Origin of the sequence: Mesorhizobium sp. M8A.F.Ca.ET.165.01.1.1 (assembly GCF_004792065.1) — a bacterium.
Taxonomy (GTDB): domain Bacteria; phylum Pseudomonadota; class Alphaproteobacteria; order Rhizobiales; family Rhizobiaceae; genus Mesorhizobium.
The window spans coordinates 305,522-328,717 of sequence record NZ_SRTH01000006.1 but is presented as its reverse complement, the minus strand read 5'-3'; the positions used below and the strand labels follow the sequence as shown (position 1 = coordinate 328,717).

Sequence of the window (23,196 nt, the reverse complement as noted above, 5' to 3'; positions counted from 1 at the left end):
CAAGCAGCTAGATACGACAGGTGACCTCAAATGAGGCGTCTTGCATGGCTTCTACACCTGCCTGAATGCCAGAACTGCGTTCGTACCGCCCATGGCGAAGGCGTTGCTCATGGCGACGCGCACCTTGCGCTCGCGCGGCACATTGGGTGTGATGTCGAGGTCGCAAGCGGGATCTGGCTCGCGATAGTTGGCGGTCGGCGGCACGACGTCCTCTTGGATTGCCATCACGCAGGCGATCATTTCAAGCGCGCTCGCTGCGCCGAGGCAATGCGCGTGCGTGGACTTGGTGGAAGAGATGGACATCAAATAAGCGTGGTTTCCAAACACACGCTTGATCGCCGCCGTTTCAGTCTGATCATTGCTTTTGGTACCGGTGCCGTGCGCGTTGAGGTAGTCGACGTCCTCGGCATTCAGCCCGGCATCGGCAAGGCAGGCGCGCATCGCCGACGCTGGCCCCTCGACAGATGGCGCGGCAATGTGGAAGGCATCGGCGGAAAGGCCGACGCCGGCGATCTCGGCAAGAATTGTGGCACCACGCCTCGTGGCATGCTCGTAGCTTTCCAGCACGGCCATGCCCGCACCCTCGCCCAGCACCAGGCCCTTCCTATCGGCGGAGAAGGGCCGGCAGGTATCGGGTGAAAGCACGCGCATTGCTTCCCATGCTTTCAGCACGCCCCATGCGAAGGGTGCGTCGCTGCCTCCGGAAACCATTACGTCGGCCCGGCCCAGCTTGATCTGGTCCACCGCCGAGGCGATCGCATGGTTGGCCGAGGCACATGCGGAGGTCACCCCGAAGACCGGCCCGCGCAAGCCGAGGCTCAAGCTAAGATGGACGGAAGCGGCGCTGGGCATCACCTTTACTCCAGTGAAGAGTTCAGCACGGATTGCGCTACCCAAAAGCAGTGAGCGGTAAGTTTGTTCTGTTGCGTATGAACCGGTAAATCCGACGCCCACTGTCGCGCCGAAGCGATGGGCATTCCCCTCGTCCCAGGAAAGTCCGGCCTGCCGCATGGCTTCGCGCGCTGCAAGCACGGCGAGCAAGCTGAAGCGGTCCATGGAGATGAGATGCCCCCGGTTGATGTCGTGCTGGGGCAGCGCCTTGATCTCAGCGCCGGTCATGCCCTCCAGGTCATGAAGCTCGGAATTGGCGATCGGGCCGATGGCGGAGCGGCCTTCGCGCANCTCTTTCCACATAGAGGCGGCGTCGGCGCCCAGTCCGCACAGGCCGCCCACTCCGGTGATAACGACGCGCCTGTCCATTCAAGCCTCCTTCGCAAGCAAGCCGCGGACGGCTTCCACGACGTCGCCGACATTCTTGAGATTGGACCAGGCATCGGCCGTGTTCATGTCGATCTTGATGCCGTAGGCCTGCTCCACATCCCAGAGGACGTCCGCCAAACCCAGCGAATCAAACCCGAGCGCGTCCAGTTCCGTGGCGATTGTTATCTCGCCGACGAATGACGTAGGCATTCCCTCACCGCTCTCCGACTCGGCGCGTTTCTTGATCAGGGCAATGACGTCCGTTGCGAATTGATCGGCCATTCTGTTTCCTGTCTTTCTTTCCCGCGTTTCGACCTGGACGCGGCTCAGTTCCTGAGGCGCGCCGCGTCGCGAAAGCCATCACGCTTGGGCAACTGACAAAGCCCAATGCTCATAAAGCCGGATCAGGTCCGGCCGGTGTGTGGCGTAGGTGCAGTATGACGATGTGAGCCGCTACACCGTGCGCGTCTCCCAGTCTGTCCATAGGCTCGGAAGAAGTCGGACCCGGTCAGTTGCAACTCCCTTTCCCAGCACTCCACTGCCCGGTAGAGCGCATGAAAAATCTCCTTTCGGGCGGTTTCTTAAGACGCTCGCCACGCCATGAGGCAGTGGGGGCATCGGTGTGCGTCAGGTGCTTCTGCCCATGCAGGATTCCAGAACATTGATGAAATCGTTTGTTTCGATGAAAGGCATCCACACTTTGGATAGTTGACCACGCGTTTCAAAGATCGTGAACTACATCTCGTCGTTGTGCTCGACGCACTCCCGACAGAGCGCAACCTCATGGGCGCGGCATGCAGGATTAACCGAGCCCAGCCGGTCATGAGTGCGGCCGGCGCTCGGCTGCTCGATTATTTGCGCGATAAGCTCGCGACCATGTCCGCGGAGGTATTCAAACTTAACGCTGCGTCCGGGAGCTCTTGCCCTCCAGTTCGCGACGCTCTCCCGCCCATCCAGTGCTCGTTTATTTCGTCGGATAGTTTGACCCGGCTCTACCGAATCGCCGCTTCAGGATCATTCTTCCCGATTTCGTCACGCTCGTATTTTCTGCCGCGTCCTACACCGATTGGGCGCGAACAAAACTGAGCGCCTTGGAACCCGAACCCGTGCGTCGTGACCGGGAGCATCCGGGGCGAACTCATCCGCTCGGGGGCATCGCATCACCGGACGGCGACAGGCACGGTCGACCGGCATCTCGGCATCGGCTGGGAATTCGTCCATGGTCTGCATTGGCGACGACGCTTCCTGAGGCCACGTAGCCCTTATGCCAAGCTGGGCGCCCGGTTTGCGGCATCCGTGCCTACCCTCTTCGGACCTCGTGGGTTCCAACCGGCGACGAGGCGTGCATAGGCGCCCTCGGCCTGCTCCACCCAGCGGCGCTCTTCTTCCCGGTGGCTCTTTATGTTGTAGGCGTGCGCTCCCTTTTGGCCGCGCACAGCCTTGCTCCCGGCCTTGAGTTCCACATCGCGCAAGCTTCTTGGCATGCAGGGAGGGTCGAGCCTACGCGTAACTCTCGCCCTTCTCAACAGATGACAGATCACGACAGAGAGTTTGCGTGCGGTTGCCACGGCCGCGACATGCTGTCCGCGCCGGGCTCGCACGCCGCAGGGAGAAGGCTCGCAACGGTCCGGGAGCACGAGCGGCCGCCCAGGCCGCCTCGACGAGCATGCCGCGCGCATGACCACGGCCCTGCTTGGTGATCCGCCCATGGTAGGCCGGACCTGGCCGGACTGCTGGACGCTTGGGTTCAACCCGAGATAGGTCACGAGCTTCTGCGGATCGTCGAAGCGCGACACGTCGCCGATCGCCGCCCTTCATCGCCAGCGCGACGGTGATGTCGACGCCGGGAATGGTCATCAGCCGCTTCACGCCTTCATCCTCGAGAGCCGAGCGGACAAGATCGCGTTCGATGACCTGGAGGTCTTCGCCCAATCGGTCGAACTCGCGCAGATGCCCATCGATCGCGAGGCGCTCGTCCTGCGGTACGACCTGCTCGATTACCAGGTCCGACCCTTGGCGCCGCACAGGTCGGCATGCGGGCAGGACGGATCAGGTGGCTATGAAGGATCGACTGGATGACGCTCTTCAATCGAGATCTCTGTCGGACAATCTGATTGCGCCGTGTCACCTGTCGACGCAGAGCCTGCGTCGGCTCGTCCGCAATCCAGACTTCTGGCAAGAAGCCGCTGGCATAGAGCTGCGCAAGAACGTCGGCGTCGATCGTCGTTTTGATCTTGGCATAGGCAACGATAAACACCTGTTTCGGCTTGGCGATCCCCACCTTCTTCACATGCGGCGCAATCACAGCTGCAGCGGACGTCGCGCTGCCGGTGGCCTCGATCACCCCGACATCGTTCGGCGACAGCTTCGCGGCGAACGCCGCCAGCAGATCGCGCCGCATGTCGACGCGGCCGAGTCGCCTGAGCCTGCCCTCCTCCCATGCCACTGCTTCGGCGAAGGCGCGGTGAATATCCAGTCCGATGATAAGCATGCCCGTTCCTCCTTCTTGGCTCGGTCAAAGACGGGAGCTGGCGGGCAACACGACATCTACTGATCCGCGCTCGCAGCGCATCCGGGAAAGTCGCCAGGGGCGGCCATGTAACGAGCTCGGGCTCTCAGCCCACGGTCTATTGACGGCCTGCCTGCACCTTTGTGCTCCCGGTGCCCCACGTCCCGGATGGGCTCACCATAAGGGCGTTCCAAAACAAGAACAGCAGGACGAGAAGACACCACAGATCACATACCGGATAGCGGCAAGGCCAAGCGCTTCGTTCAGATAGGCTTGCGCCAATGGGCTTAGGCCGAGCCTACAACAGCTCTCAAAAACGCTGCCGGACTGCTGCATTGGCTCGCCGATACAATTGGCACAGGCCTCACGGCAGCTTAGGATCAAACCGCCCATCAGTCGCCTCGGACTGGAAAGGTGCACCCTATTAGATTCCACGCCCAGCTAGGTCGGGGCCGCCGAAGACGCTGGTTGATAGCCCGGCGCCATCGGCCCGGCGTTTCAAACTGCCAATCTCTGACCTGCACAGTACGAACGATTGCTCGCTTCGGCAGATCACGCGGCTCATATGTCGGACCTTAACGTCATCCATCATAAACTTTTTGCGACAAAAGATTGCAAGAATGCTAAATTGTTAAAGTCGTTTGTTTCGGTTAAAGGCATCCATCCCATGGATGGCTGATGACATGCGTTTCAAAGGACTTGATCTAAATCTCCTCGTTGTGCTCGACGCACTCCTGACGGAGCGTAATCTCTCGGCGGCGGCACGCAGGATCAACCTGAGTCAGCCCGCCATGAGTGCGGCCGTCGCCCGACTGCGCGATTATTTCCGCGATGAACTGTTTACGATAAGAGGTCGCGAACGATTTCTAACCCCGCGTGCGGCAGCATTTGCCCCCGCAGTTCGCGACGCTCTCCAGCACATCCAGTGCTCGATTATTTCTTCGGATCCGTTTGACCCAGCTCGAGCCGATCGCCTCTTCAGGATCATTCTTTCCGATTTCGTCACGCTCGTGTTTTTCGAAAAGCTTGTGGAGCGTATTTCACGGGAAGCCCCCGCCGTCAGCTTCGAACTGCTGCCTGTCGACGATAGCCCCGATGAGCTTCTCCGGCGCGGTGACGTCGATTTTCTAATTCTACCGGATATGTTCACGTCGAGTGTGCATTCAAGCATTGCGCTGTTTGACGAGAAGCTCGTGTGCGTAGGCTGTCCCACAAACAAGCAGCTGCCACAGCAGCTTACATTCGAGAGATACATGTCGATGAGGCACGTCGCGGTCAGGTTCGGGCGTACGATGAAGCCGTCTATCGAGGAATGGTTTTTGCTTGAGCATGGCCTTAAGAGACGTGTCGAGGTCGCCGTGCAGGGCTTCAGCATGATTCCACCTATGGTGTCCGGCACAGCTCGTATAGCGACCATGCCCTTACGGCTGGTCAGGCATTTCGAAAAAACGTTCCCCCTGCGGGTTATCGAACTTCCGCTGCCATTTCCCACATTCACCGAGACCCTCCAATGGCCGGCCCTCCACAATAGCGATCCGGCAAGCATCTGGATGCGGGAGATAATGATACAGGAGGCATCTCGGATGGCTGCCCCGCTGTGAACCCTCGGAAAATTCAGGCGCACCTATAGTCACTACACCTGTCACCATCTACTTTGACGACAATAGCCCTCGCCGGATAAAGTCGATGCTGGCGGCAAGTGCGCCTGCGAGATCGTCCAGAGAATGGACTTCCTCGATCAGCTCGAACGAGAAAGGTCCCGCGTAGCCGCCATCCAGCAGCGCCTGAATCTGGCTGCCATTGTCGGAACCTGCAAGAAAGCGATCGGGGTAAATCCAGAAGGTCGGGTCGTTTACGCTTGAAATGTGCACCAGGCCGGTAAGCTCGCAGAACAGGCATGTCTCCCCGGCCAGGGTGTGGTGGAACGTGTCGTGCACGAGGCGAAAGACGGACTGGCCATCAACCGCGGCAACGGCCTCGGCCGCTTCCTTCTTTGATCGAAGCGAGCAGGTTCGGAAACCCAGCGGCTCGATGAGACCGATCAGACCCCGCGACTGGAGGATTGGCTTGATCTCGTTTAGAGCGAAACGAAGATTGTCCTGGCGCTCGCTATTGGTGGGCCACGAGCTGCGGTTGGCCGGCACCAACACGAGCGTCTCTGCCCCGCACGCCGTCGCATAATCGGCGAGGTTGCTTGCCTCGGCCTGACGCGTTGGAGTCCAGTCGTTGAACCGCTGCAAGGCGTTGACAGAGATGATCGTGACGCCCGCTTCGGTAGCGGCAAACCGAACGTCCGCAGCCGGAATGCCGCGTGCGACAGGATTGCTGAAATGAGGGTAACGGATTTGGACGTCGGTCAGGCCTTGGTCACGGGCAAGCGCGAAAAGCGCACTGACGTCAAGGCGGGGCGCCGCCATGTGATCGAGTGCAAAGCGGGGCGATACCTGGCGCATTGCTTGACTTTCCTTCCATGAAGCGCGGCTGCCATTTCGGCATCCGGCTTCTTTCAAGACGGAACCACGCCGGTTCACAGATCGGACAGAGACGGCCGAGTCAATCGAGCTTTCCTTTCATCGGTGAAAGGAAAATGGGCGCTCATGATAGAAATCCATCAAGGTCAAATATTTTCCGGAAGATAAATGTCGAACGGCAGAAATGTCTGCCCCGGGCTCTCCGCGACGCCGGCTTTGATGGCCCGCTCCATTGCCATTATCAGCTCCTGGCAAAGTCGGCGCATTGGCGTGCCGACCGCCATCGTCAAGATGTCATCCGCAAGCGCCCCACGTGACTGCGGCGTCATTTCACTCACGATCGCGACGAGATCCTGACCGCTCCCCTCTTCTCGGAGCGCGGAAATTGCTCCCTCTATACCCCCGCCGGCCATATAGAAGCCGACGAGCTCTGGTTCCCGCTGCATAAGATCCAGCAATTTTTCGTAAGTGAGCTGCCGTTCATCAAGGTTCACGAGCGGATCAAGCACCTCGAATTTGGGCGCGTTCTCACGAAAATAGGCACGAAAGGCCGTTTCCCGCGTCGCATGCGCCTGGAAGCGATGGCTTCCGACAAACACCGCCACCTTGCCGGGCCGTTTTGCGGCCTTGGAAAACACCCAAGCGGCAGTCCGTCCGACCTTGCTGTTGTTGAGGCCGATGTAGCCCTCGCGCACGCCATCGGCGAAGTCGGATAACAGCGAAAATACCGGGATACCTTTCGCCTTGAGCTCCTCGACTGATGCTGTGATTTTCGGGTGATCGGCCGCCACCATGGCGATCGCCTGGCAGCGGCTTCCAAGGTCCTTAAGAAGCGGGAGCAGGTCACGCGGCAAATGTGACTGCGCGAACTCGATGATCGGAAGGCCGTGGAAGGATTTAGCCATACTGACCGACTCTTCAATATTGCGAGCGAAATCTTGGTAAAAATCGTGGGCAGGTTTTCTCAAGATGAAGCCCAGCTTGTAGTGCGGCAGGTGCTGCTGCAAGCGCTGTTTGATGAGACCGGCAGCATGATAGCCGATCGCGTGCGCGGCCGCATGGACCCGCTGGGCGGTCTCCTCTCGCACCGGAAGGCGGACGTTCAGAACCCGATCGACTGTTGCTACGCTGACTCCGGCTTCGCGGGCGAGATCGGCAATTGTGACGCGCTTTCCCCTAGCGATTCTGATCGGCCGGTCCTCCGTCATCCGGTGCGATCCCGCGACGGCTTGGGGCGGCAAGCTGAAATAGTTACCACACCCCACGGTTGATAACGCATTCGACGAACAGCGCTCCATGCGGACCCAGATGAGTTTCCGTGAACCGTTCGTTTGCTTAGGGGCTTCATGGTGTTGTATTACTCTCCGCGTTAGTACACTATTTCCAGCGCTCTTTGGAGGCCGGCAATTCGACTGCTGTGAAGGCCGTGACTTACACGTCGCGCTATTGCTTGCTTGCGGGGAGCCCGTTTGATGTAACCCTAACCGCGGAAAGCGGCTTCCATCCGGGACTGGTCCAATTCGCCTTCCCAGCGAGCGACAACGAGCGATGCCACCGCATTACCGACTAAATTCGTCAGCGCGCGGCATTCCGACATGAAGCGGTCCACGCCAAGAATTAGAGCCATTCCGGCAACGGGAACACTCGGCACGACAGACAGAGTAGCGGCCAATGTGATGAAGCCGGCGCCGGTGACGCCTGCCGCACCCTTCGAGGAAAGCATCGCAATTAGCAGCAGGAGGATCTGATCGGCAATTGACAAATCTGTGTTCGTCGCCTGCGCGATGAAGAGGGCGGCGATCGTCATGTAGATATTGGTGCCGTCCAGATTGAATGAGTATCCAGTAGGGATGACGAGACTTACGACCGAACGCGCGGCGCCGGCCTTCTCCATCTTCTCCATGAGCGAGGGCAGCGCGGCCTCCGAGGAGGACGTTGCCAGGACAAGCAGCAGCTCGTCCTTGATGTAGCGGACAAGAGAAAAGATCGAGAAGCCGTTGCAGCGGCAGACCACGCCGAGAACCCCGAACACGAAGAGGAAGGCGGTCAGATAGAACGTCGCGACCAGTATCGCGAGGTTGGCCACCGAACCGATTCCGTATTTGCCGATCGTAAAGGCCATAGCGCCGAAGGCGCCGATGGGTGCAGCCTTCATCAGAATGCCGACGAGCTTAAAAATGGGGGCGGTGAGCGCCTGGAGAAAGGTAACGACCGGCCTGCTCGTCTCTCCGGTCATCGCCAGAGCAATGCCGAACAAGACCGAGAAGAACAAGACTTGCAGGATGTCGCCTTCCGCGAAGGCACTGGCAATCGTTGACGGGATGATGTTCATCAGGAAGCTGGTCACGGACTGCTCGTGAGCCGTGGCCACATAGCCCTTAACGGCTTCGACATCGAGCGAGGCCGGATCGATGTTGAGGCCGGCGCCAGGCTGAACGATATTCGCGACAATCAGCCCGACAACGAGTGCAAGCGTCGAGAAGGTAAGGAAATAAACCATCGCCTTGGCGGCAACTCGGCCGACCTTCTGCAGATCGCTCATGCCGGCAATGCCGGTCGCAATTGTCAGGAAGATGACAGGTGCGATAATCATCTTGATGACTTTGATGAAGGCATCGCCGAGCGGCTTCAGGCTTTGGCCGGTTTCCGGATAGAGGTAGCCAATTGCGGCTCCAAGGACCATGGCGGCAAGTACCTGCACGTAGGTCCGGGCAAAATGGCGCTTGCGGGGCGCTGCGATCGCGCGGGGGACTCTTGGAACCAACATCGTTTCTCTCTCCCTGACCGGATCGGGGTGGGGGCTCCTCCTTCTCCCATGCTGCGCTCCGGTCGAGCGCTGCTGTCATCTCGGAGCAAGCGCCGTGCCAACTGGACGCCTGTCCCGTCCAGCGAGATTGGTGCAGTTGCGCACTGGAACCCTCCACCTTGCCGGAATTCTGCACTCGAGGCTCGCCAAAGATCGCGTCTGAGGAAGTGCTTCATCAGAGAGGGAATTGACCAGGTCGCCTTGCGCCCGTGCCCTTTGATGTTCGCCGCAGATCGACTGCCGGTTGCCTTGGTGACTTTGGTTTGTCAGTTTTGGAACGGAATGCGCGCAAACTGCAGGATATCCTACACGCCCATCAGAGCACGCGGTACAAGCGATTAAGCGTAGGAGCGCATTGAATCTCCGAGGTCAAAAAATCTTGAATAAGGTCCGCGTGCGAAGTGAATCCGCAACTCGTCAAAGTTCTCCACCGTTTGATCAAGCGGTCGCGTTTCCTGGCGCTGCAAGATGGCGTTATCTGATGGCTCAAGCGCTGGAACGCCCAGGAAATCCCAAACCGCTCCCAAGCATTGGGCAGGTTCGTGAAGTAGGCTCTCGTATTCCATTACAAGCAGGTTGGTCGACGTGAAGGAGTCCATAACGCGAGCGTGAAAATCGTCGGCGGCTTTGAAATAAGCCTCACAGTCGGCGATTGACAACCTGACGCTCGGTGGCCGAGCGGTATCGTTGTCCGAGCTGAACTTCAGCCACTGACCGCTTTCCCTGGCCTGCACAAAGGATCGGAGCGATTCCAATACGTTTCGGCGAACAACGAGGATGACCTTGAGTGCTGGCCAACGAGCTAATTCCGCAAAGAATGCTGGACGCTCGCGAAACTGAGGTTCATTGATCTTGCAGCCAAGATGCGTCACATTCTTGTAGTCGCGCATAGGGCAGCGCACATAGGCAAGCTCAAGAAGCTCGCGATCCGTGCCTAGCAGGCGATCCGTGCTGGGCCAATTGGGATCATATTCGTTTAGCAACTCACCGTTACTCAGAACGGTCGGATGCTCGTTTAGCAATTCTTCTAAATAGTGTGTTCCGGTCCTTGGCATAGCAAGGATCACAAAAGGCTCAGGAGTTGGTTCGTTGTGGGTCATTGCATGTGTATCCAACTAAATAATGGCCGCGACGGTCTGGGGACGCGCACAAGAAGCTTGGCTGCTATCGCTTGAACGCTCCGGGTGGGTCCGCGCGCCTCACCACCCAGCCTGTACTCCGAGGTGTGGTCGCGAAGATGGGCGCGTGCCTGCAGCGGCTGGGTGGCGCCCGGCTTCGGCGTTGTTGTACCACTCGCGATTCCTGGCACACGCATGCCTCCGGGCCGCTGGGGGCAGTTTGCAATCCGGCATTGCGGACCTCCTTCTCGTTGATGGGCGTAGGTAAGCGTCAACGCATTAGTCGTCGATGAAACAGTCCAGCCGACAGAAAAAAAGGCAATACAGCGAACATGCAAAGTGCGCCTATATGCAGCCCTACATTGTCGCCCAGGCGGCCGAGCATCACCGGACGGATTAGATCGATAGAATTCGCCAGCGGCGAGAAGGCCGCAATCTGCTGAAACACTCCTGGCAATTGGCCGACTGGAAAAACCGCGCCCGAAAGGAACAGCATGGGTGTGATGACAAGCGTCTGATAGAAAATAAAATAGTGATAACTGGGCGCGAGCGCGATGACGAGCATGGCCAGGCTCGCAAAGGCGAACCCGGTGAGAGCGATGACCGGCAGCACGTAGAGAACCGACGTCCACGCGGCATAACCTAGCGCGGCGGCAACAATCGCAATTGTCGTACCGGCCAGAAAGGCCTTTGTGGCTGCCCAGGTCAATTCACCGAGAACGATGTCGCCGAGGGTAAGTTGTGTGTGCAGGATTGCTTCCCAAGTGCCCTGATCGCGCATTCGACCGAAAACCGCGTAAATTGTTTCGAAGGTTGATGCTGTCATCGCGCTCGTCGCAACCATGCCGGCTGCCAGAAAGGCGATGTAGGATGCACCTTCGATGCGGCCTACCAACAGTCCAAGGCCAGTGCCGAGCCCGAAAAGGTAAATCATCGGATCAGCAAGGGTGCCGAGCATTGAAGCAAATGCCACCTTCTTCCATGCCAGATGATTGCGGCGCCACACCGCGATCCAGTTCCAGGCGTTGGCGGGTAGAGCGGCCGCAAAACGTTCACCCATTGCTCACTTCTCCATCTCACGTCCGGTTAACCTCAAGAAAACGTCCTCCAGACTGGGTGGACGCTCTAGAATACGCAGACCCGCTCGACCGCGAAGCTGGATGCGCACATCCTCCGGCTCAGGCGCATAGCAAAAGAGCGTCTCGCCGCTTACCTCGACACGCTGAACGTACGGTCTGATCAGCGAAATCAGCTCCTGTGGATTGCCGCCGAAGATCTCGATCACGTTGCACCCAATGTACTCGTCGATCAGCGCATGAGGACTGCCCTCGGCGATCTTGCGTCCCCGCTCGAGAACACACAGCCGATCACAAAGCCGCTCAGCCTCTTCCATGAAATGGGTGGTCAAAATGATCGTTTTTCCGCTCGCCAGCAGGAAACGAAGTCGCTCCCAGATCAGATGGCGGGCATGCGGGTCGAGGCCGGTCGTGGGCTCATCCATCACAAGCAACTGGGGGTCGTTGATCAGAGCACGTGCCAGCGTCAGGCGCCGCTTCATCCCGCCGGATAGCAGGCCGACACGTGAATCCGCCTTGCTCTCAAGGCGAGCGAACTCGAGGAGCCGTGGGATGACGGCGTTGATCTCTCTTGTACTCATGCCGAAGTAGCGCCCGAACACCAACAGGTTCTCGCGTACCGTAAATTCCAGGTCGAGATTGTCGAACTGCGGGACCACGCCTATGCCCTTGCGGGCCAAGCGGCTGCGTGCCGGCACTGGTAGACCGAGGACTGTTATATCACCCGCGTCAGGCCGGGTCATACCGAGGAGCATACGCGCAATCGTGCTCTTGCCTGCGCCGTTCGGCCCCAGCAGACCGAAGCACTCTCCCGATGCAACGGTGAAGGACAGCCCGTCCACAACGAGCTTGTTTCCGAATAATTTGGTTACGCCGGTAAGGTCGATTGCTACATTGGACATGCGTCTATCTCAAGCGGAATGAGTCCGATTGGCCACCGGCAGCTTACTTGCGAATTCTGGTTCAGAGCAGGCCACCGCCTTGAGATGGCACCTTTGGAAAGTCGCGGCCGGAGCGACGCGTGTATCGCTTCCGCCAAAGAATAACGTCAAGATGCCACGTGTCGCTTCCAGATAGTTCCCGTTCTGACCATAGGTAACTCGAAAGCTTCACCCCGTGTCGACTGACACAACTTACTCGGTCACTCGGCGCTGCAAGGCCGTCAGACTTCACCAGCTGTGAGCGAAAGATCTGCAGTATGAAGTGACTCCGCAATTCCAGAATTGCCCGCAGCATTTGCTCCGGCAAGCGGCATCGCGCTTGTGATTTCCTTTGTGCTCCTGTTGGGCAGGGGAACACTTTTACGCGACAGCCAATCGCTATTGCTCAATGTACACAGGGCGTAAGCCTTCAAGGGGATCAACAGGAATATCCTGATTAACGCGTGCATTGAATAGCCGATGAATCGAAGCTGCCGAGTGCGGAAAGATAACACCGTAGATCTGATTATGGTCATCGTGACAATAGCCAGCACCGTCCACCAATTTACTGTATGTGAAAATAGTAGCTCACCGAGCGCCGTTACTACCGCGATGCCGAGCAACAATGGGCCGAGATTCTCTCCCATCACATCCAAAGTTAGATAGCGATCCAGGCCACGCAGTAGACCTCGCGCAAGCATCGTGTCCCGGAAGGTGCTTCGTGCCCAGCGGAGTTGTTGGCGCAAATAAGGTCCCATCTTGTCCGGAACGACTGTCGCCGCGACGGCACCTGGAACGTACTCGGTTCGAAAGCCTGCTTTCAGCATGAGGATCGTAAGATGACGGTCTTCACCGAAGTCGCTTGGTTTCCCCCTGAACAGCTGCGTCTCGTATTGATCCAGCAGAGAAAGGAGACAAGACCGGCGGTACATTGCACATGGGCCGCAGCAGCACATGACCGCACCAAAGCGACCTTGCGCCGCGCGCTCCTCATTGCAAGCCAGCCAGTATTCCATATCGATCAATCGGGTCAACCAAGTGTCGCTGCGGTTGTATGCCGTCAGCTGGCCCATGGCCGCTCCGACCATGGAATCCCGCATTTTTACTGCAAGCTTTGTGATGACGTCGGACGCAAGTGTCGTGTCAGAGTCGACGCTGAGCACGAAATCTCCAGATGAGCGGCGGATGGCGGCGATCTGCGCCTTGCGTTTGCCAACATTCTCGCGGAGCAGAATGAAATTGAATCTCGGGTCGCCCTCGTAGGCGTGATGTACCGGGATGACGGCATTACGATTTCCAGAACCGTCGTCAACCAGATAGACCTGAAATGTTCCGGCGTAATCTTGATTTGCAATGGAAGCTAAACACGCCGCGAGTGTGCGCGGGTCCTCATTGTAGCAGGGGATAATGACATCCACGCTCGGCCAACGGTCGGATCCGAACAAGCTTTCCGACGGCGGCGTAACATTTTCCGGTTGGGAGTAGACCGCTTGCATGCCTCTGTAAACAGTCGAGAGCACCGCATAAGACGAAACGGCAACAGTACTGGCTGTGGTGAGAAGGTCCATAGGATCTCTGTTTGTTCAGGGGTGTTGAGGAAGTGATCGGATTACAAATCCGCGGCCGTGCAATTCTGGAATTAGGCGTGACAACGCTGTCACCGTCTGGTCGCGCAGACTGGCTTGATTGCCTGGTTGCAATTCGTCGGGAGCGCACCCGTCGTGCAACAGCACGATTGCGCCCGGCCGGATATCGGCGAGCACTCTGTCGACGATGGCGTCAACGCCGGGGCGAGACCAGTCGCGTGGATCAATGGACCAATGGACGGGCGCCAATGCCGCACCCGCTGATGCAGCGATTACTTCTTCGGTCCAGATGCCATACGGTGCACGAAAGTACCGAACCATGGCCTGCGGGCAAGCCATCCCTATGACTCTGTTTGCCTCAACTATCTGGCAGTCGACTTCGACGGACCCGCATTTGGCCAGGTCCGGATGAGTCATCGTGTGGTTGGCTATACCGTGCCCGTCTGTAATAATTCGGCGAACGAGTTCCGGCTCGTCGGCCGCGTAGGCCCCAACAACGAAGAAGGTCGCCGTCACCTGATGTTGCGCCAGCACATTGAGTATCTGCGGTGTGAAAAATGAATTGGGACCATCGTCAAACGTCAGATAGACGCTGCGCTCTGCAGTGCCATCGGCATTGTCACTCTGCCCTTCGCATATGTAGTCCAGAGGCTTCATAGTTCCGGACCGTTCCGGTCGATCAGGGTACCGGACGGCCACTCGTCCATCGAGCGTCCGATCGGCGAAACCAACACGAGTACGTCTTCCAGGCGCGTGGGCGGCAGGTCGGGATGCACATCTGGACGGGTCGATCGTACGCGAACGCCCGACACAATGTTCGCGAGGCCGGCTCTGCAGAATCTTTCGACATGGTTTCGCAGCGCGTGCCGAACCGTGCCGAAAGCGAATGGAACACCCAACTGATGGAGCACTGGGTACGCCACGCGCATCGAAAAACCGATTCCGAGCCCTTCAAGATCCGGACGAACCGCGTACAGGCCCAATTCAGCGACGATCAAGTCGACCTCGCCAACTTTGATGAAGCGCCGCAGCATGCCGATGTGAGCCGCTACCCCATGCGCGTCGTAGCCGATTGCGCGGAATTCCGGCCTCGCGCCGGCCCAACTGCGGCCGCCTTCGAATGGCTCCGCGTTGAAGGCGCCAGTCCGTCCATAGGTCTTTCGAAAAAAGTCGGAGAGTTCGACATGGTCGGCCAGTTGCAGCTCATTTTCCCAGCACAACTTCCAATCGACATTCGGGCGCATGGAAGACCTCACCTTGGAGCTGTCTGGTTGAGATAAATGTCCAAGCATTGGTTAAATAATTGGCATCGCACCAACGGGGCGTAACTTGTGGAGACCGCCGAAAGACCAAGCCGTAATGCAGATGCGACTGACTTTGTGCGCCCCGCACACCAGATGATGCTCCTCGGATCCAACGCAACCATGGGAACTACCTATCTTTCCAACTTGAAGCGCCTCTATGGGACCTGCAGCAAAAACGGTAAAATCCTTTGTTTAGATGAAAGGTATCCACGCTTTGGATAACTGGGCGAATGCGTTCCATATGGCTGGTCAATTATCGTCGTCACGCTCGAGGCACTTCTGACGAAGCGCAAAGCTCACGCCCGCGGCACGCGCGGCCGTTGCCGGGCCGCGCGATTATCTCCGTAAGAGCCGAGCGGAGCTCAGACACGACGATTGATCAGAATCTGATTCGCGGGTTCAGTATCTCTTTCGTGTATCCAGCTCTGGGCTGTCCTTTGGCGGGAGTTAGGTTCGCCCAGGTTCTGAGCCTGGGGCGTCGGCCCGTTCGCCGCACAGGCTCCTTCGCACATCGTCGAGGCCGAGAAAGAGGGGGCCACACAGCTCCCCCTGTACTTTCCACCACCCGACACCAGCGCTCACCCAGGGCGCCGGCCTTGCTCACCTCAACGGATAGCGCACTCGCGCCGCTTCACGATTAAAAGAATTCTACAAGCAGATGCCTGTTTGATCGTGAGACGTCCGCTGCCAATTCCCGCATCGCAGAGGCAGCCAATAGCGCTCGCTTCACATAGTGGTCCGGCAAGCAGCTAGATACGACAGGTGACCTCAAATGAGGCGTCTTGCATGGCTTCTACACCTGCCTGAATGCCAGAACTGCGTTCGTACCGCCCATGGCGAAGGCGTTGCTCATGGCGACGCGCACCTTGCGCTCGCGCGGCACATTGGGTGTGATGTCGAGGTCGCAAGCGGGATCTGGCTCGCGATAGTTGGCGGTCGGCGGCACGACGTCCTCTTGGATTGCCATCACGCAGGCGATCATTTCAAGCGCGCTCGCTGCGCCGAGGCAATGCGCGTGCGTGGACTTGGTGGAAGAGATGGACATCAAATAAGCGTGGTTTCCAAACACACGCTTGATCGCCGCCGTTTCAGTCTGATCATTGCTTTTGGTACCGGTGCCGTGCGCGTTGAGGTAGTCGACGTCCTCGGCATTCAGCCCGGCATCGGCAAGGCAGGCGCGCATCGCCGACGCTGGCCCCTCGACAGATGGCGCGGCAATGTGGAAGGCATCGGCGGAAAGGCCGACGCCGGCGATCTCGGCAAGAATTGTGGCACCACGCCTCGTGGCATGCTCGTAGCTTTCCAGCACGGCCATGCCCGCACCCTCGCCCAGCACCAGGCCCTTCCTATCGGCGGAGAAGGGCCGGCAGGTATCGGGTGAAAGCACGCGCATTGCTTCCCATGCTTTCAGCACGCCCCATGCGAAGGGTGCGTCGCTGCCTCCGGAAACCATTACGTCGGCCCGGCCCAGCTTGATCTGGTCCACCGCCGAGGCGATCGCATGGTTGGCCGAGGCACATGCGGAGGTCACCCCGAAGACCGGCCCGCGCAAGCCGAGGCTCAAGCTAAGATGGACGGAAGCGGCGCTGGGCATCACCTTTACTCCAGTGAAGAGTTCAGCACGGATTGCGCTACCCAAAAGCAGTGAGCGGTAAGTTTGTTCTGTTGCGTATGAACCGGTAAATCCGACGCCCACTGTCGCGCCGAAGCGATGGGCATTCCCCTCGTCCCAGGAAAGTCCGGCCTGCCGCATGGCTTCGCGCGCTGCAAGCACGGCGAGCAAGCTGAAGCGGTCCATGGAGATGAGATGCCCCCGGTTGATGTCGTGCTGGGGCAGCGCCTTGATCTCAGCGCCGGTCATGCCCTCCAGGTCATGAAGCTCGGAATTGGCGATCGGGCCGATGGCGGAGCGGCCTTCGCGCATCTCTTTCCACATAGAGGCGGCGTCGGTGCCCAGTCCGCACAGGCCGCCCACTCCGGTGATAACGACGCGCCTGTCCATTCAAGCCTCCTTCGCAAGCAAGCCGCGGACGGCTTCCACGACGTCGCCGACATTCTTGAGATTGGACCAGGCATCGGCCGTGTTCATGTCGATCTTGATGCCGTAGGCCTGCTCCACATCCCAGAGGACGTCCGCCAAACCCAGCGAATCAAACCCGAGCGCGTCCAGTTCCGTGGCGATTGTTATCTCGCCGACGAATGACGCAGGCATTCCCTCACCGCTCTCCGACTCGGCGCGTTTCTTGATCAGGGCAATGACGTCCGTTGCGAATTGATCGGCCATTCTGTTTCCTGTCTTTCTTTCCCGCGTTTCGACCTGGACGCGGCTCAGTTCCTGAGGCGCGCCGCGTCGCGAAAGCCATCACGCTTGGGCAACTGACAAGCCCAATGCTCATAAAGCCGGATCAGGTCCGGCCGGTGTGTGGCGTAGGTGCAGTATGACGATGTGAGCCGCTACACCGTGCGCGTCTCCCAGTCTGTCCATAGACTCGGAAGAAGTCGGACCCGGTCAGTTGCAACTCCCTTTCCCAGCACTCCACTGCCCGGTAGAGCGCATGAAAAATCTCCTTTCGGGCGGTTTCTGTTCTGCCCATGCAGGATTCCAGAACATTGATGAAATCGTTTGTTTCGATGAAAGGCATCCACACTTTGGATGGTTGACACGCGTTTCAAAGATCGTGAACTACATCTCGTCGTTGTGCTCGACGCACTCCCGACAGAGCGCAACCTCATGGGCGCGGCATGCAGGATTAACCGAGCCCAGCCGGTCATGAGTGCGGCCGGCCGGGTCGGGCGATAGGCAGTCATGCCCTGCCCTTCCTGCGGGTCAAGCACTCCGAAAAAACATTTCCCCCATAAATGCTAGATCTTCCGTTGCCTTTTCGCGGGCTTCTGCGTGAGGTGAGGCACGCCATCCATGGCATGTGGCACACGCACGCGATGCCAGTGCACGGTCGTTTTCTCGGCAAGGCCGTTCTCTACCTCGACCCGCACGCGCTCGCCCTGACGGACCCGGATTTCCGGGCCTGGAACGGGCCTTCGGCGCGCAATCGAGCCCGGTTCACCCGGCCCAATGGCGTCCACTTTGGGGGCGCATGCACTGCAGACCCGCTGGACCTGATCCGGGAGAGGATGGGCGCGGCGATTGGAATAGCTATGAAAGCGCATCGGACCGTGGAACTGCGCGCGCAGACTTTCGGAGGAAGGCTCGCTTTTAAACGTTATCGTGCAACTCTGACCGTTCTTCGCCTTGGCGGGTGCCGCGGAAGAATCCCGGGTTCTGCGAGCGCTGCGAGAACACCTGCGGTCGATCCTGTACCACAATCTCGCGAAGCTCGATGCTCTCTACAAACGATGTCTTGGATTCTCACGCCCTTATTTCAGCACTTCGCTCGCTTGCCCGACTCGGCCGCGGTCAGCCTTCACCGCCAATTTTATTGGCGCAGCGACGTTCCTATCGGTTCAGGCGAAGCTTCTTGAACCTGCCGCTCTCTCGTTGCCCTGGCACGATTAATCGTCCTCTCAGTCTGTCATTGGCGGAGTCGCTCCTGAGGCGCGCGCCGGCGAGTTCGAGGAGCGCGTGGCTATCTCCTCGGTCCAGCCGGATTCCGCTGCGCGCTCAGCCAATTCCTGGAAGGCCGATTCCAAGGCGAGCTGGCATTGAAGGCCGCGGTCCGGATGGTCGACTAGCTTGGTTCCACGATCGCAATGCTTGATCGCTTCATTGCAGGCCATGGGCTCTCGCCCTCTCCTTTTGCCACACGAGGCGCCAGCTCACGTGTTGTGCGCCCCGGCAACCGCTTTCACCAGCCGCTCCAGCGATCCCGCGCGCTCCAGCTCCGCAAAGAATGATGCGGCGTGACGCTACCCAGCCGGTGCTTCTCGGCCATTTGCACACATAGGGATAGTCGACCATGAAATCGGACCGAGGCGAGGCGTTGGACGTTTCAGTCTTGGTCTGAATGCGCCGCCCACGAGCCGATCGGCCTTCTCGATGATTTGGCGCACCCTCGTTGTCGACAAGCCATGTTCCTGAGCCAGGTCGGCGAAACTCTTGCCCTTCAGAAAGCCGTCGACCAGGGCTATGTTCCTATCGACGGTCGGCTAAATCCCAGCAGGCGCGCGCAGTTTTCCGGCATCATTCCGTTTGTTCATCCGCTTGTCCGCGCCCCCTGCAAATCCTACCGGGCCAAATCGGTGCTTGGAAGACCCACTCATGTCATGGCCTCGGGAAAGTACAAGGCCGACGGTTATGTGAATACGAAAGATGCTGGCGATCACCATGATCGTTGGTGACCGCTGACCTCCCCAATGTCGGCTTCGACGGCACACCGGGAGCTCTCGGCAATGTTGAATAATTCCGTTTGAAGATGGTTGACTTCGTCGTCGAGGCTCGATCCATCAGGATCGGTATCGACGATTCTATATTTGAGAAACCCAAATTCGTTTGACTCGCGCAATTCGCTGTACGGCGTATCATCGCAAGCGCGGGATTCCGACATCCTGCGAAGTGCCCGCGTTGCTGGAATCGATTTTGCGGAAGTAAAAAGGCCCCGGCGCTGGGTCGGCGCGCAGGGCCTTCAGGCATGTACGAGCTACCAGCATGTCCAGTTATGATCGTGCGCTATCATAATGAACAAACGGTGAATGATCGCTATCCGAGGTGCAGGGCGGGCGAGATGGTGGGGCGGTGGGGGACCTGTACCGCTGCAGCGGGGCCACGAGCAGCGACTCGAGCCATGCGCCACGCTGCAGGACCTCGATTTCGGGCCAAGCCTCGAGCCCGCAACTCGCCTTGCTTCTCGGAAATCATAAGGCTTTGTGGGGCGGTTAAGCAGCGCGATATGGCCGCGGCGATACGAAGTTTTCATCTTTACCCTGTTCAGACGGTCAGGCTGCCTTCGCCGCCGGCTTGGCTGCCTTGACATGGGTTATACTGCGGCGACCGTCGACGCCGATCGGAACGTCACCGTCAACCGTAGCGCGACGCACAACCCGGTGCTGGTCGCCATAGTCGTTGACCGCATAATGCTGGTTAGCACGGTTGTCCCAGATAGCGACGTCGCCTACTTGCCAGCGCCACCGCACGGTATTTTCCGGGGCAGTGACGTAGGACTGGAACACCTCGTAGAGTTTGGCGGAATCGCTCTTGGAAAGGCCGACGAGGCGCTGCACGAAATTGCCGAGCAGCAGCGACTTCTCCCCGGTTTCCGGATGGACGCGCACGACCGGATGCTCGGTCTCGTAGATCGTCGATGTGAAAACTTCCTCGAAGTGCTTCTTCTCTTCGGCTGTGGCGCGCGGGCGCACGGCTGCGTAGTCGTAGGCATTGCTATGAATAGCCCACAGATTGTCCGCCAATATTTTGAGCGGCGCCGGCAGATTCTCGTACGCGGCGTGCGTGTTGGACCAGATCGTGTCGCCCCCCGCCGCCGGAATGACGACGCCACGTAGGACCGAGAATTTCGGATAGGCATCGACGAAAGTCACATCGGTATGCCACTGGTCTGCCCTGCCACCGCCACGGCCGGAATCGAGATTGAGGATTGAGGCCGTGCCGGCTGCCGGCTCCTGCGTGGGATGAGGTACAAGGTTACCCAGACGCCGCGCGAACAATTCCTGCTCCGCATCGTCGAGATGCTCCTGGCCGCGGAAGAAGATCACCTTGTGTTTTAGAAGAAGCTGGTTGATGGCTGCTATCGCTGCGTCCGAAAGGTCTCCACCAAGGCGAACTCCTCTGATTTCAGCTCCAACACGGCTGGTCAGCGGTACAACGTCGGAGTCAGGAATTCTCTTCGTCAAGCTCGAAAGCCAAAATCCCGGCGGATCGATCAAGGATCGCATTGCGTTGTCGATGATCGTTAATGCCGAACAGCGTGGCCAGCTCGCGCCGGGCGGTACAATCATCGAAGCGACCGCTGGCAACACAGGGCTCGGCCTGGCCTGGCGGCACGAAGCGCGTGATCGCGTGTCCAAAAGCTGACAGCGTCAGACAAATGTCAGGTTCATTACAACCAACATCTGGGCACTGACGAGGTTTTTCGAAGCAATGGGCGCTAACTGCGCGCTGAGCGCGTTGGCATGGCTTTTGAGACTGAGTGACTGTGACTGCACTTAATGGGGCAAGACGAGCGATGCGCTCCTCCCTGAACCCGTGTGCCGTCTCTGAGAGGAAACCAGCTCGTGCAGAAACCTTTGGAAATAGCTTTGGACCGCAACGTGGTATTGCAGATGGAGTCCCCGGCTCCTTCGATTAGAGTCGAGAACTGGCTGCATGGCGAGCCCCTCACGAGCTTTGAGCCCGGCAAGTGTACATAGTCGAATTTTGGGCAACTTGGTGCGGCCCATGTGTGGACGGGATGCCCCATCTGATCCAGCTGCAGGGCGTCGCCAGGCGCGCCATCTGGACAGCAGGAGCTGGACTATGGGCAAGGTAACAGGCTTTCTCGAAATCGACCGGCAGGTGCACAAGTACCAGCCGGCCTCCGACCGCATCCGGCATTTCCGTGAATTCACGCTGCCGATGTCGGACAAGGAGGTCGAGAAACAGGCCGCGCGCTGCATGGATTGCGGCATTCCGTTCTGCCACGGGCCAACGGGCTGTCCCATCCACAACCAGATCCCGGACTGGAACGACCTCGTCTACAATGGCGACTGGGACAATGCGATCCGCAACCTGCATTCGACCAACAATTTCCCGGAATTCACCGGCCGCATCTGCCCCGCACCTTGCGAGGAAGCCTGCACGCTGAACCTCGAGGACATTCCCGTCGCCATCAAGACGGTCGAGCAGGCGATCGCCGACAAGGCTTACGAGACCGGCCATATCAGGCCCTATCCGCCGGAGAAGAAGACCGGCAAGCGCGTCGCCGTCATCGGCTCCGGCCCGGCCGGCATGTCGGCTGCCCAGCAGCTCGGCCGCGCCGGCCACGACGTCCATGTCTATGAGCGCGAGAGCCGGCCCGGCGGGCTGATGCGTTACGGCATTCCCGACTTCAAGATCGAGAAGCACTATATCGACCGGCGCATCGAGCAGATGCAGGGCGAGGGCGTCACCTTCCATTGCGGCGTCAATGTCGGCGTCGACAAGCCGGTTGCCGAGCTGCTCGCCGAACATGACGCGGTGCTTTATTGCGGCGGTTCCGAAACGCCGCGCGCGGCCGGCATTCCCGGCGACGATCTCGGCGGCGTGCATGACGCGATGCCCTATCTGGTGCAGCAGAACAGGCGTGTCGGCGGCGAACCGATCCAGTCGGTGGCGTGGCCGTCGCATCCGATCCTCGCCGGCGGCCAGCATGTGGTCGTCGTCGGCGGCGGCGATACCGCGTCCGACTGCGTCGGCACCGCCTTCCGCCAGGGCGCGGTCCGCGTCACCCAGCTCGACATCCGTCCGCAGCCGCCGGAAAAGGAAGACAAGCTTTCGGTCTGGCCCTACTGGGCGACCAAGATGCGCACCTCGTCCTCGCAGGCCGAAGGCGCCGAGCGCGAGTTTCAGGTGGCGACGCTCGAGTTCATCGGCGAAGACGGCCAGCTGACCGGGGTCAAATGCTGCGAGGTCGACGAAAAGCGCAAGCCGATCGCCGGCAGCGAATTCGTCATTCGTGCCGATCTCGCGTTCATCGCCATCGGCTTTGCCGGGCCAGCCGCTCGCGGGCCGGTGTCGGAACTGGCCGGCCAGATGAAGATCGCCATTGACAGCCGCCGCTCGAAGAATGTCGAGGCCAATGACCGGGACTACAGGACCAGCGTCGAAAAGCTCTATGCGGCGGGCGACGTGCGGCGCGGCCAGTCGCTGGTCGTCTGGGCGATCCGCGAGGGCCGCCAGGCGGCGCGCGCCATCGATGAGGCGCTGATGGGATCGAGCGTGCTGCCGCGCTGAGTCCGTCTCGAGACCCTACTTGTGCGGCCACCTGAAGGCGCTTTCCGCCCTTCCGCTGCCCCGGGCAGCTTACGGACTGATCGCCGTGGTCGTTTCGGTTGTGGCCCCGGCCGCAGGCTGCCGCCTTGGCGGCCAAGAAAAATCGTCGGCGCGGCCGGGCGAAGCAGCGCTGGGTTTAAGTGCTTGGGGTGACACGGCGTGATCTCCGCCGTTGGCGGGAACAGGGCAGTGCAATAGTACTGCCCTGTTCCTTTTGATCAGAGGCCA

The 23,196-nt window shown here is 59.4% G+C and carries 18 protein-coding genes and 5 pseudogenes; 6 read left to right on the top strand and 17 right to left on the bottom strand.

Features of this window, described 5'->3' with window-relative positions; translation table 11 throughout:
- Positions 1-51 precede the first annotated feature (51 nt).
- The 4 genes and pseudogenes from EN808_RS19425 to EN808_RS37805 all read right to left on the bottom strand — a co-directional run.
- On the bottom strand, positions 52-1,260 hold the full coding sequence (locus EN808_RS19425) for a beta-ketoacyl-[acyl-carrier-protein] synthase family protein (RefSeq protein ID WP_135916645.1): 1,209 nt from the start codon (positions 1,258-1,260) through the stop codon (positions 52-54).
- Entirely contained in the window at positions 1,261-1,542 is a 282-nt protein-coding gene (locus tag EN808_RS19420; RefSeq protein ID WP_126057635.1) for an acyl carrier protein, read from the bottom strand.
- A 1,218-nt stretch (positions 1,543-2,760) separates the two neighbouring features.
- Positions 2,761-3,285, bottom strand: coding sequence for a transposase (locus tag EN808_RS37810; RefSeq protein WP_245265439.1), 525 nt, complete (start codon positions 3,283-3,285; stop codon positions 2,761-2,763).
- Positions 3,286-3,376: 91 nt separating this feature from the next.
- Positions 3,377-3,751 (bottom strand): annotated as a pseudogene (locus tag EN808_RS37805) (IS110 family transposase); the annotation flags it as partial.
- A gap of 701 nt (positions 3,752-4,452) precedes the next feature.
- Between EN808_RS37805 and EN808_RS19410 the strand changes: the two are divergent.
- Positions 4,453-5,370 (top strand): LysR family transcriptional regulator, encoded by a 918-nt coding sequence (locus EN808_RS19410; protein WP_024505887.1) that lies wholly within the window; start codon positions 4,453-4,455, stop codon positions 5,368-5,370.
- 48 nt (positions 5,371-5,418) lie between these two features.
- Here the strand turns inward: EN808_RS19410 and EN808_RS19405 are convergent, their stop codons facing one another.
- The 11 genes from EN808_RS19405 to EN808_RS19355 form a co-directional block, all read right to left on the bottom strand.
- The gene (locus tag EN808_RS19405; protein WP_024505888.1) at positions 5,419-6,222 is read right to left on the bottom strand and encodes a TIM barrel protein; all 804 of its coding nucleotides are present in this window, start codon (positions 6,220-6,222) and stop codon (positions 5,419-5,421) included.
- Positions 6,223-6,386: 164 nt separating this feature from the next.
- Positions 6,387-7,448 carry a LacI family DNA-binding transcriptional regulator gene (locus EN808_RS19400; protein ID WP_024505889.1) on the bottom strand — a complete coding sequence of 354 codons (1,062 nt, stop codon included), beginning with the start codon at positions 7,446-7,448 and terminating at the stop codon, positions 6,387-6,389.
- A gap of 272 nt (positions 7,449-7,720) precedes the next feature.
- Positions 7,721-9,007, bottom strand: coding sequence for a dicarboxylate/amino acid:cation symporter (locus EN808_RS19395; RefSeq protein WP_126063813.1), 1,287 nt, complete (start codon positions 9,005-9,007; stop codon positions 7,721-7,723).
- Between the two features lie 377 nt (positions 9,008-9,384).
- A complete protein-coding gene (locus EN808_RS19390) occupies positions 9,385-10,146 on the bottom strand; it encodes a sulfotransferase (RefSeq protein WP_024505871.1) in 762 nt (253 codons plus the stop codon).
- Between the two features lie 289 nt (positions 10,147-10,435).
- Entirely contained in the window at positions 10,436-11,224 is a 789-nt protein-coding gene (locus EN808_RS19385) for an ABC transporter permease (protein WP_029356621.1), read from the bottom strand.
- 3 nt (positions 11,225-11,227) lie between these two features.
- A complete protein-coding gene (nodI, locus tag EN808_RS19380) occupies positions 11,228-12,142 on the bottom strand; it encodes a nodulation factor ABC transporter ATP-binding protein NodI (RefSeq protein ID WP_024505873.1) in 915 nt (304 codons plus the stop codon).
- Positions 12,143-12,402: 260 nt separating this feature from the next.
- Positions 12,403-13,728 (bottom strand): chitooligosaccharide synthase NodC, encoded by a 1,326-nt coding sequence (gene nodC / locus EN808_RS19375; RefSeq protein ID WP_032899868.1) that lies wholly within the window; start codon positions 13,726-13,728, stop codon positions 12,403-12,405.
- A 15-nt stretch (positions 13,729-13,743) separates the two neighbouring features.
- Positions 13,744-14,403 (bottom strand): chitooligosaccharide deacetylase NodB, encoded by a 660-nt coding sequence (gene nodB, locus EN808_RS19370; protein WP_126057632.1) that lies wholly within the window; start codon positions 14,401-14,403, stop codon positions 13,744-13,746.
- The gene (locus EN808_RS19365; protein WP_024505875.1) at positions 14,400-14,990 is read right to left on the bottom strand and encodes a NodA family N-acyltransferase; all 591 of its coding nucleotides are present in this window, start codon (positions 14,988-14,990) and stop codon (positions 14,400-14,402) included. The genes nodB and EN808_RS19365 overlap by 4 nt, the downstream gene beginning before the upstream one ends.
- 853 nt (positions 14,991-15,843) lie before the next feature.
- Entirely contained in the window at positions 15,844-17,052 is a 1,209-nt protein-coding gene (locus tag EN808_RS19360) for a beta-ketoacyl-[acyl-carrier-protein] synthase family protein (protein ID WP_126057631.1), read from the bottom strand.
- A complete protein-coding gene (locus EN808_RS19355) occupies positions 17,053-17,334 on the bottom strand; it encodes an acyl carrier protein (RefSeq protein ID WP_029356603.1) in 282 nt (93 codons plus the stop codon).
- A 369-nt stretch (positions 17,335-17,703) separates the two neighbouring features.
- Here EN808_RS19355 and EN808_RS37055 point away from each other — a divergent pair.
- Positions 17,704-17,832 (top strand): annotated as a pseudogene (locus tag EN808_RS37055) (LysR family transcriptional regulator); the annotation flags it as partial.
- A gap of 104 nt (positions 17,833-17,936) precedes the next feature.
- On the opposite strand, the pseudogene EN808_RS19350 reads toward EN808_RS37055, so the two are convergent.
- Positions 17,937-18,083: pseudogene (locus tag EN808_RS19350) on the bottom strand (multicopper oxidase domain-containing protein); the annotation flags it as partial.
- Positions 18,084-19,076: 993 nt separating this feature from the next.
- On the opposite strand from EN808_RS19350, the gene EN808_RS36375 reads away from it, so the two are divergent.
- Complete coding sequence (locus EN808_RS36375; protein WP_024504272.1) at positions 19,077-19,346, top strand: hypothetical protein; 270 nt, start codon at positions 19,077-19,079, stop codon at positions 19,344-19,346.
- A 594-nt stretch (positions 19,347-19,940) separates the two neighbouring features.
- Here EN808_RS36375 and EN808_RS19340 read toward each other — a convergent pair.
- Complete coding sequence (locus EN808_RS19340) at positions 19,941-20,882, bottom strand: TauD/TfdA family dioxygenase (RefSeq protein ID WP_281041791.1); 942 nt, start codon at positions 20,880-20,882, stop codon at positions 19,941-19,943.
- On the opposite strand from EN808_RS19340, the pseudogene EN808_RS37050 reads away from it, so the two are divergent.
- From EN808_RS37050 to EN808_RS19325, 3 genes and pseudogenes are all read left to right on the top strand, one after another.
- Positions 20,788-20,994, top strand: a pseudogene (locus tag EN808_RS37050) (pyridoxal-phosphate dependent enzyme); the annotation flags it as partial. The gene EN808_RS19340 and the pseudogene EN808_RS37050 sit on opposite strands and share 95 nt — an antisense overlap.
- A gap of 275 nt (positions 20,995-21,269) precedes the next feature.
- A pseudogene (locus tag EN808_RS19330) lies at positions 21,270-21,433 on the top strand (thioredoxin domain-containing protein); the annotation flags it as partial.
- A gap of 41 nt (positions 21,434-21,474) precedes the next feature.
- Positions 21,475-22,929 carry a glutamate synthase subunit beta gene (locus EN808_RS19325; RefSeq protein ID WP_024504270.1) on the top strand — a complete coding sequence of 485 codons (1,455 nt, stop codon included), beginning with the start codon at positions 21,475-21,477 and terminating at the stop codon, positions 22,927-22,929.
- The last annotated feature ends 267 nt before the right edge of the window (positions 22,930-23,196 follow it).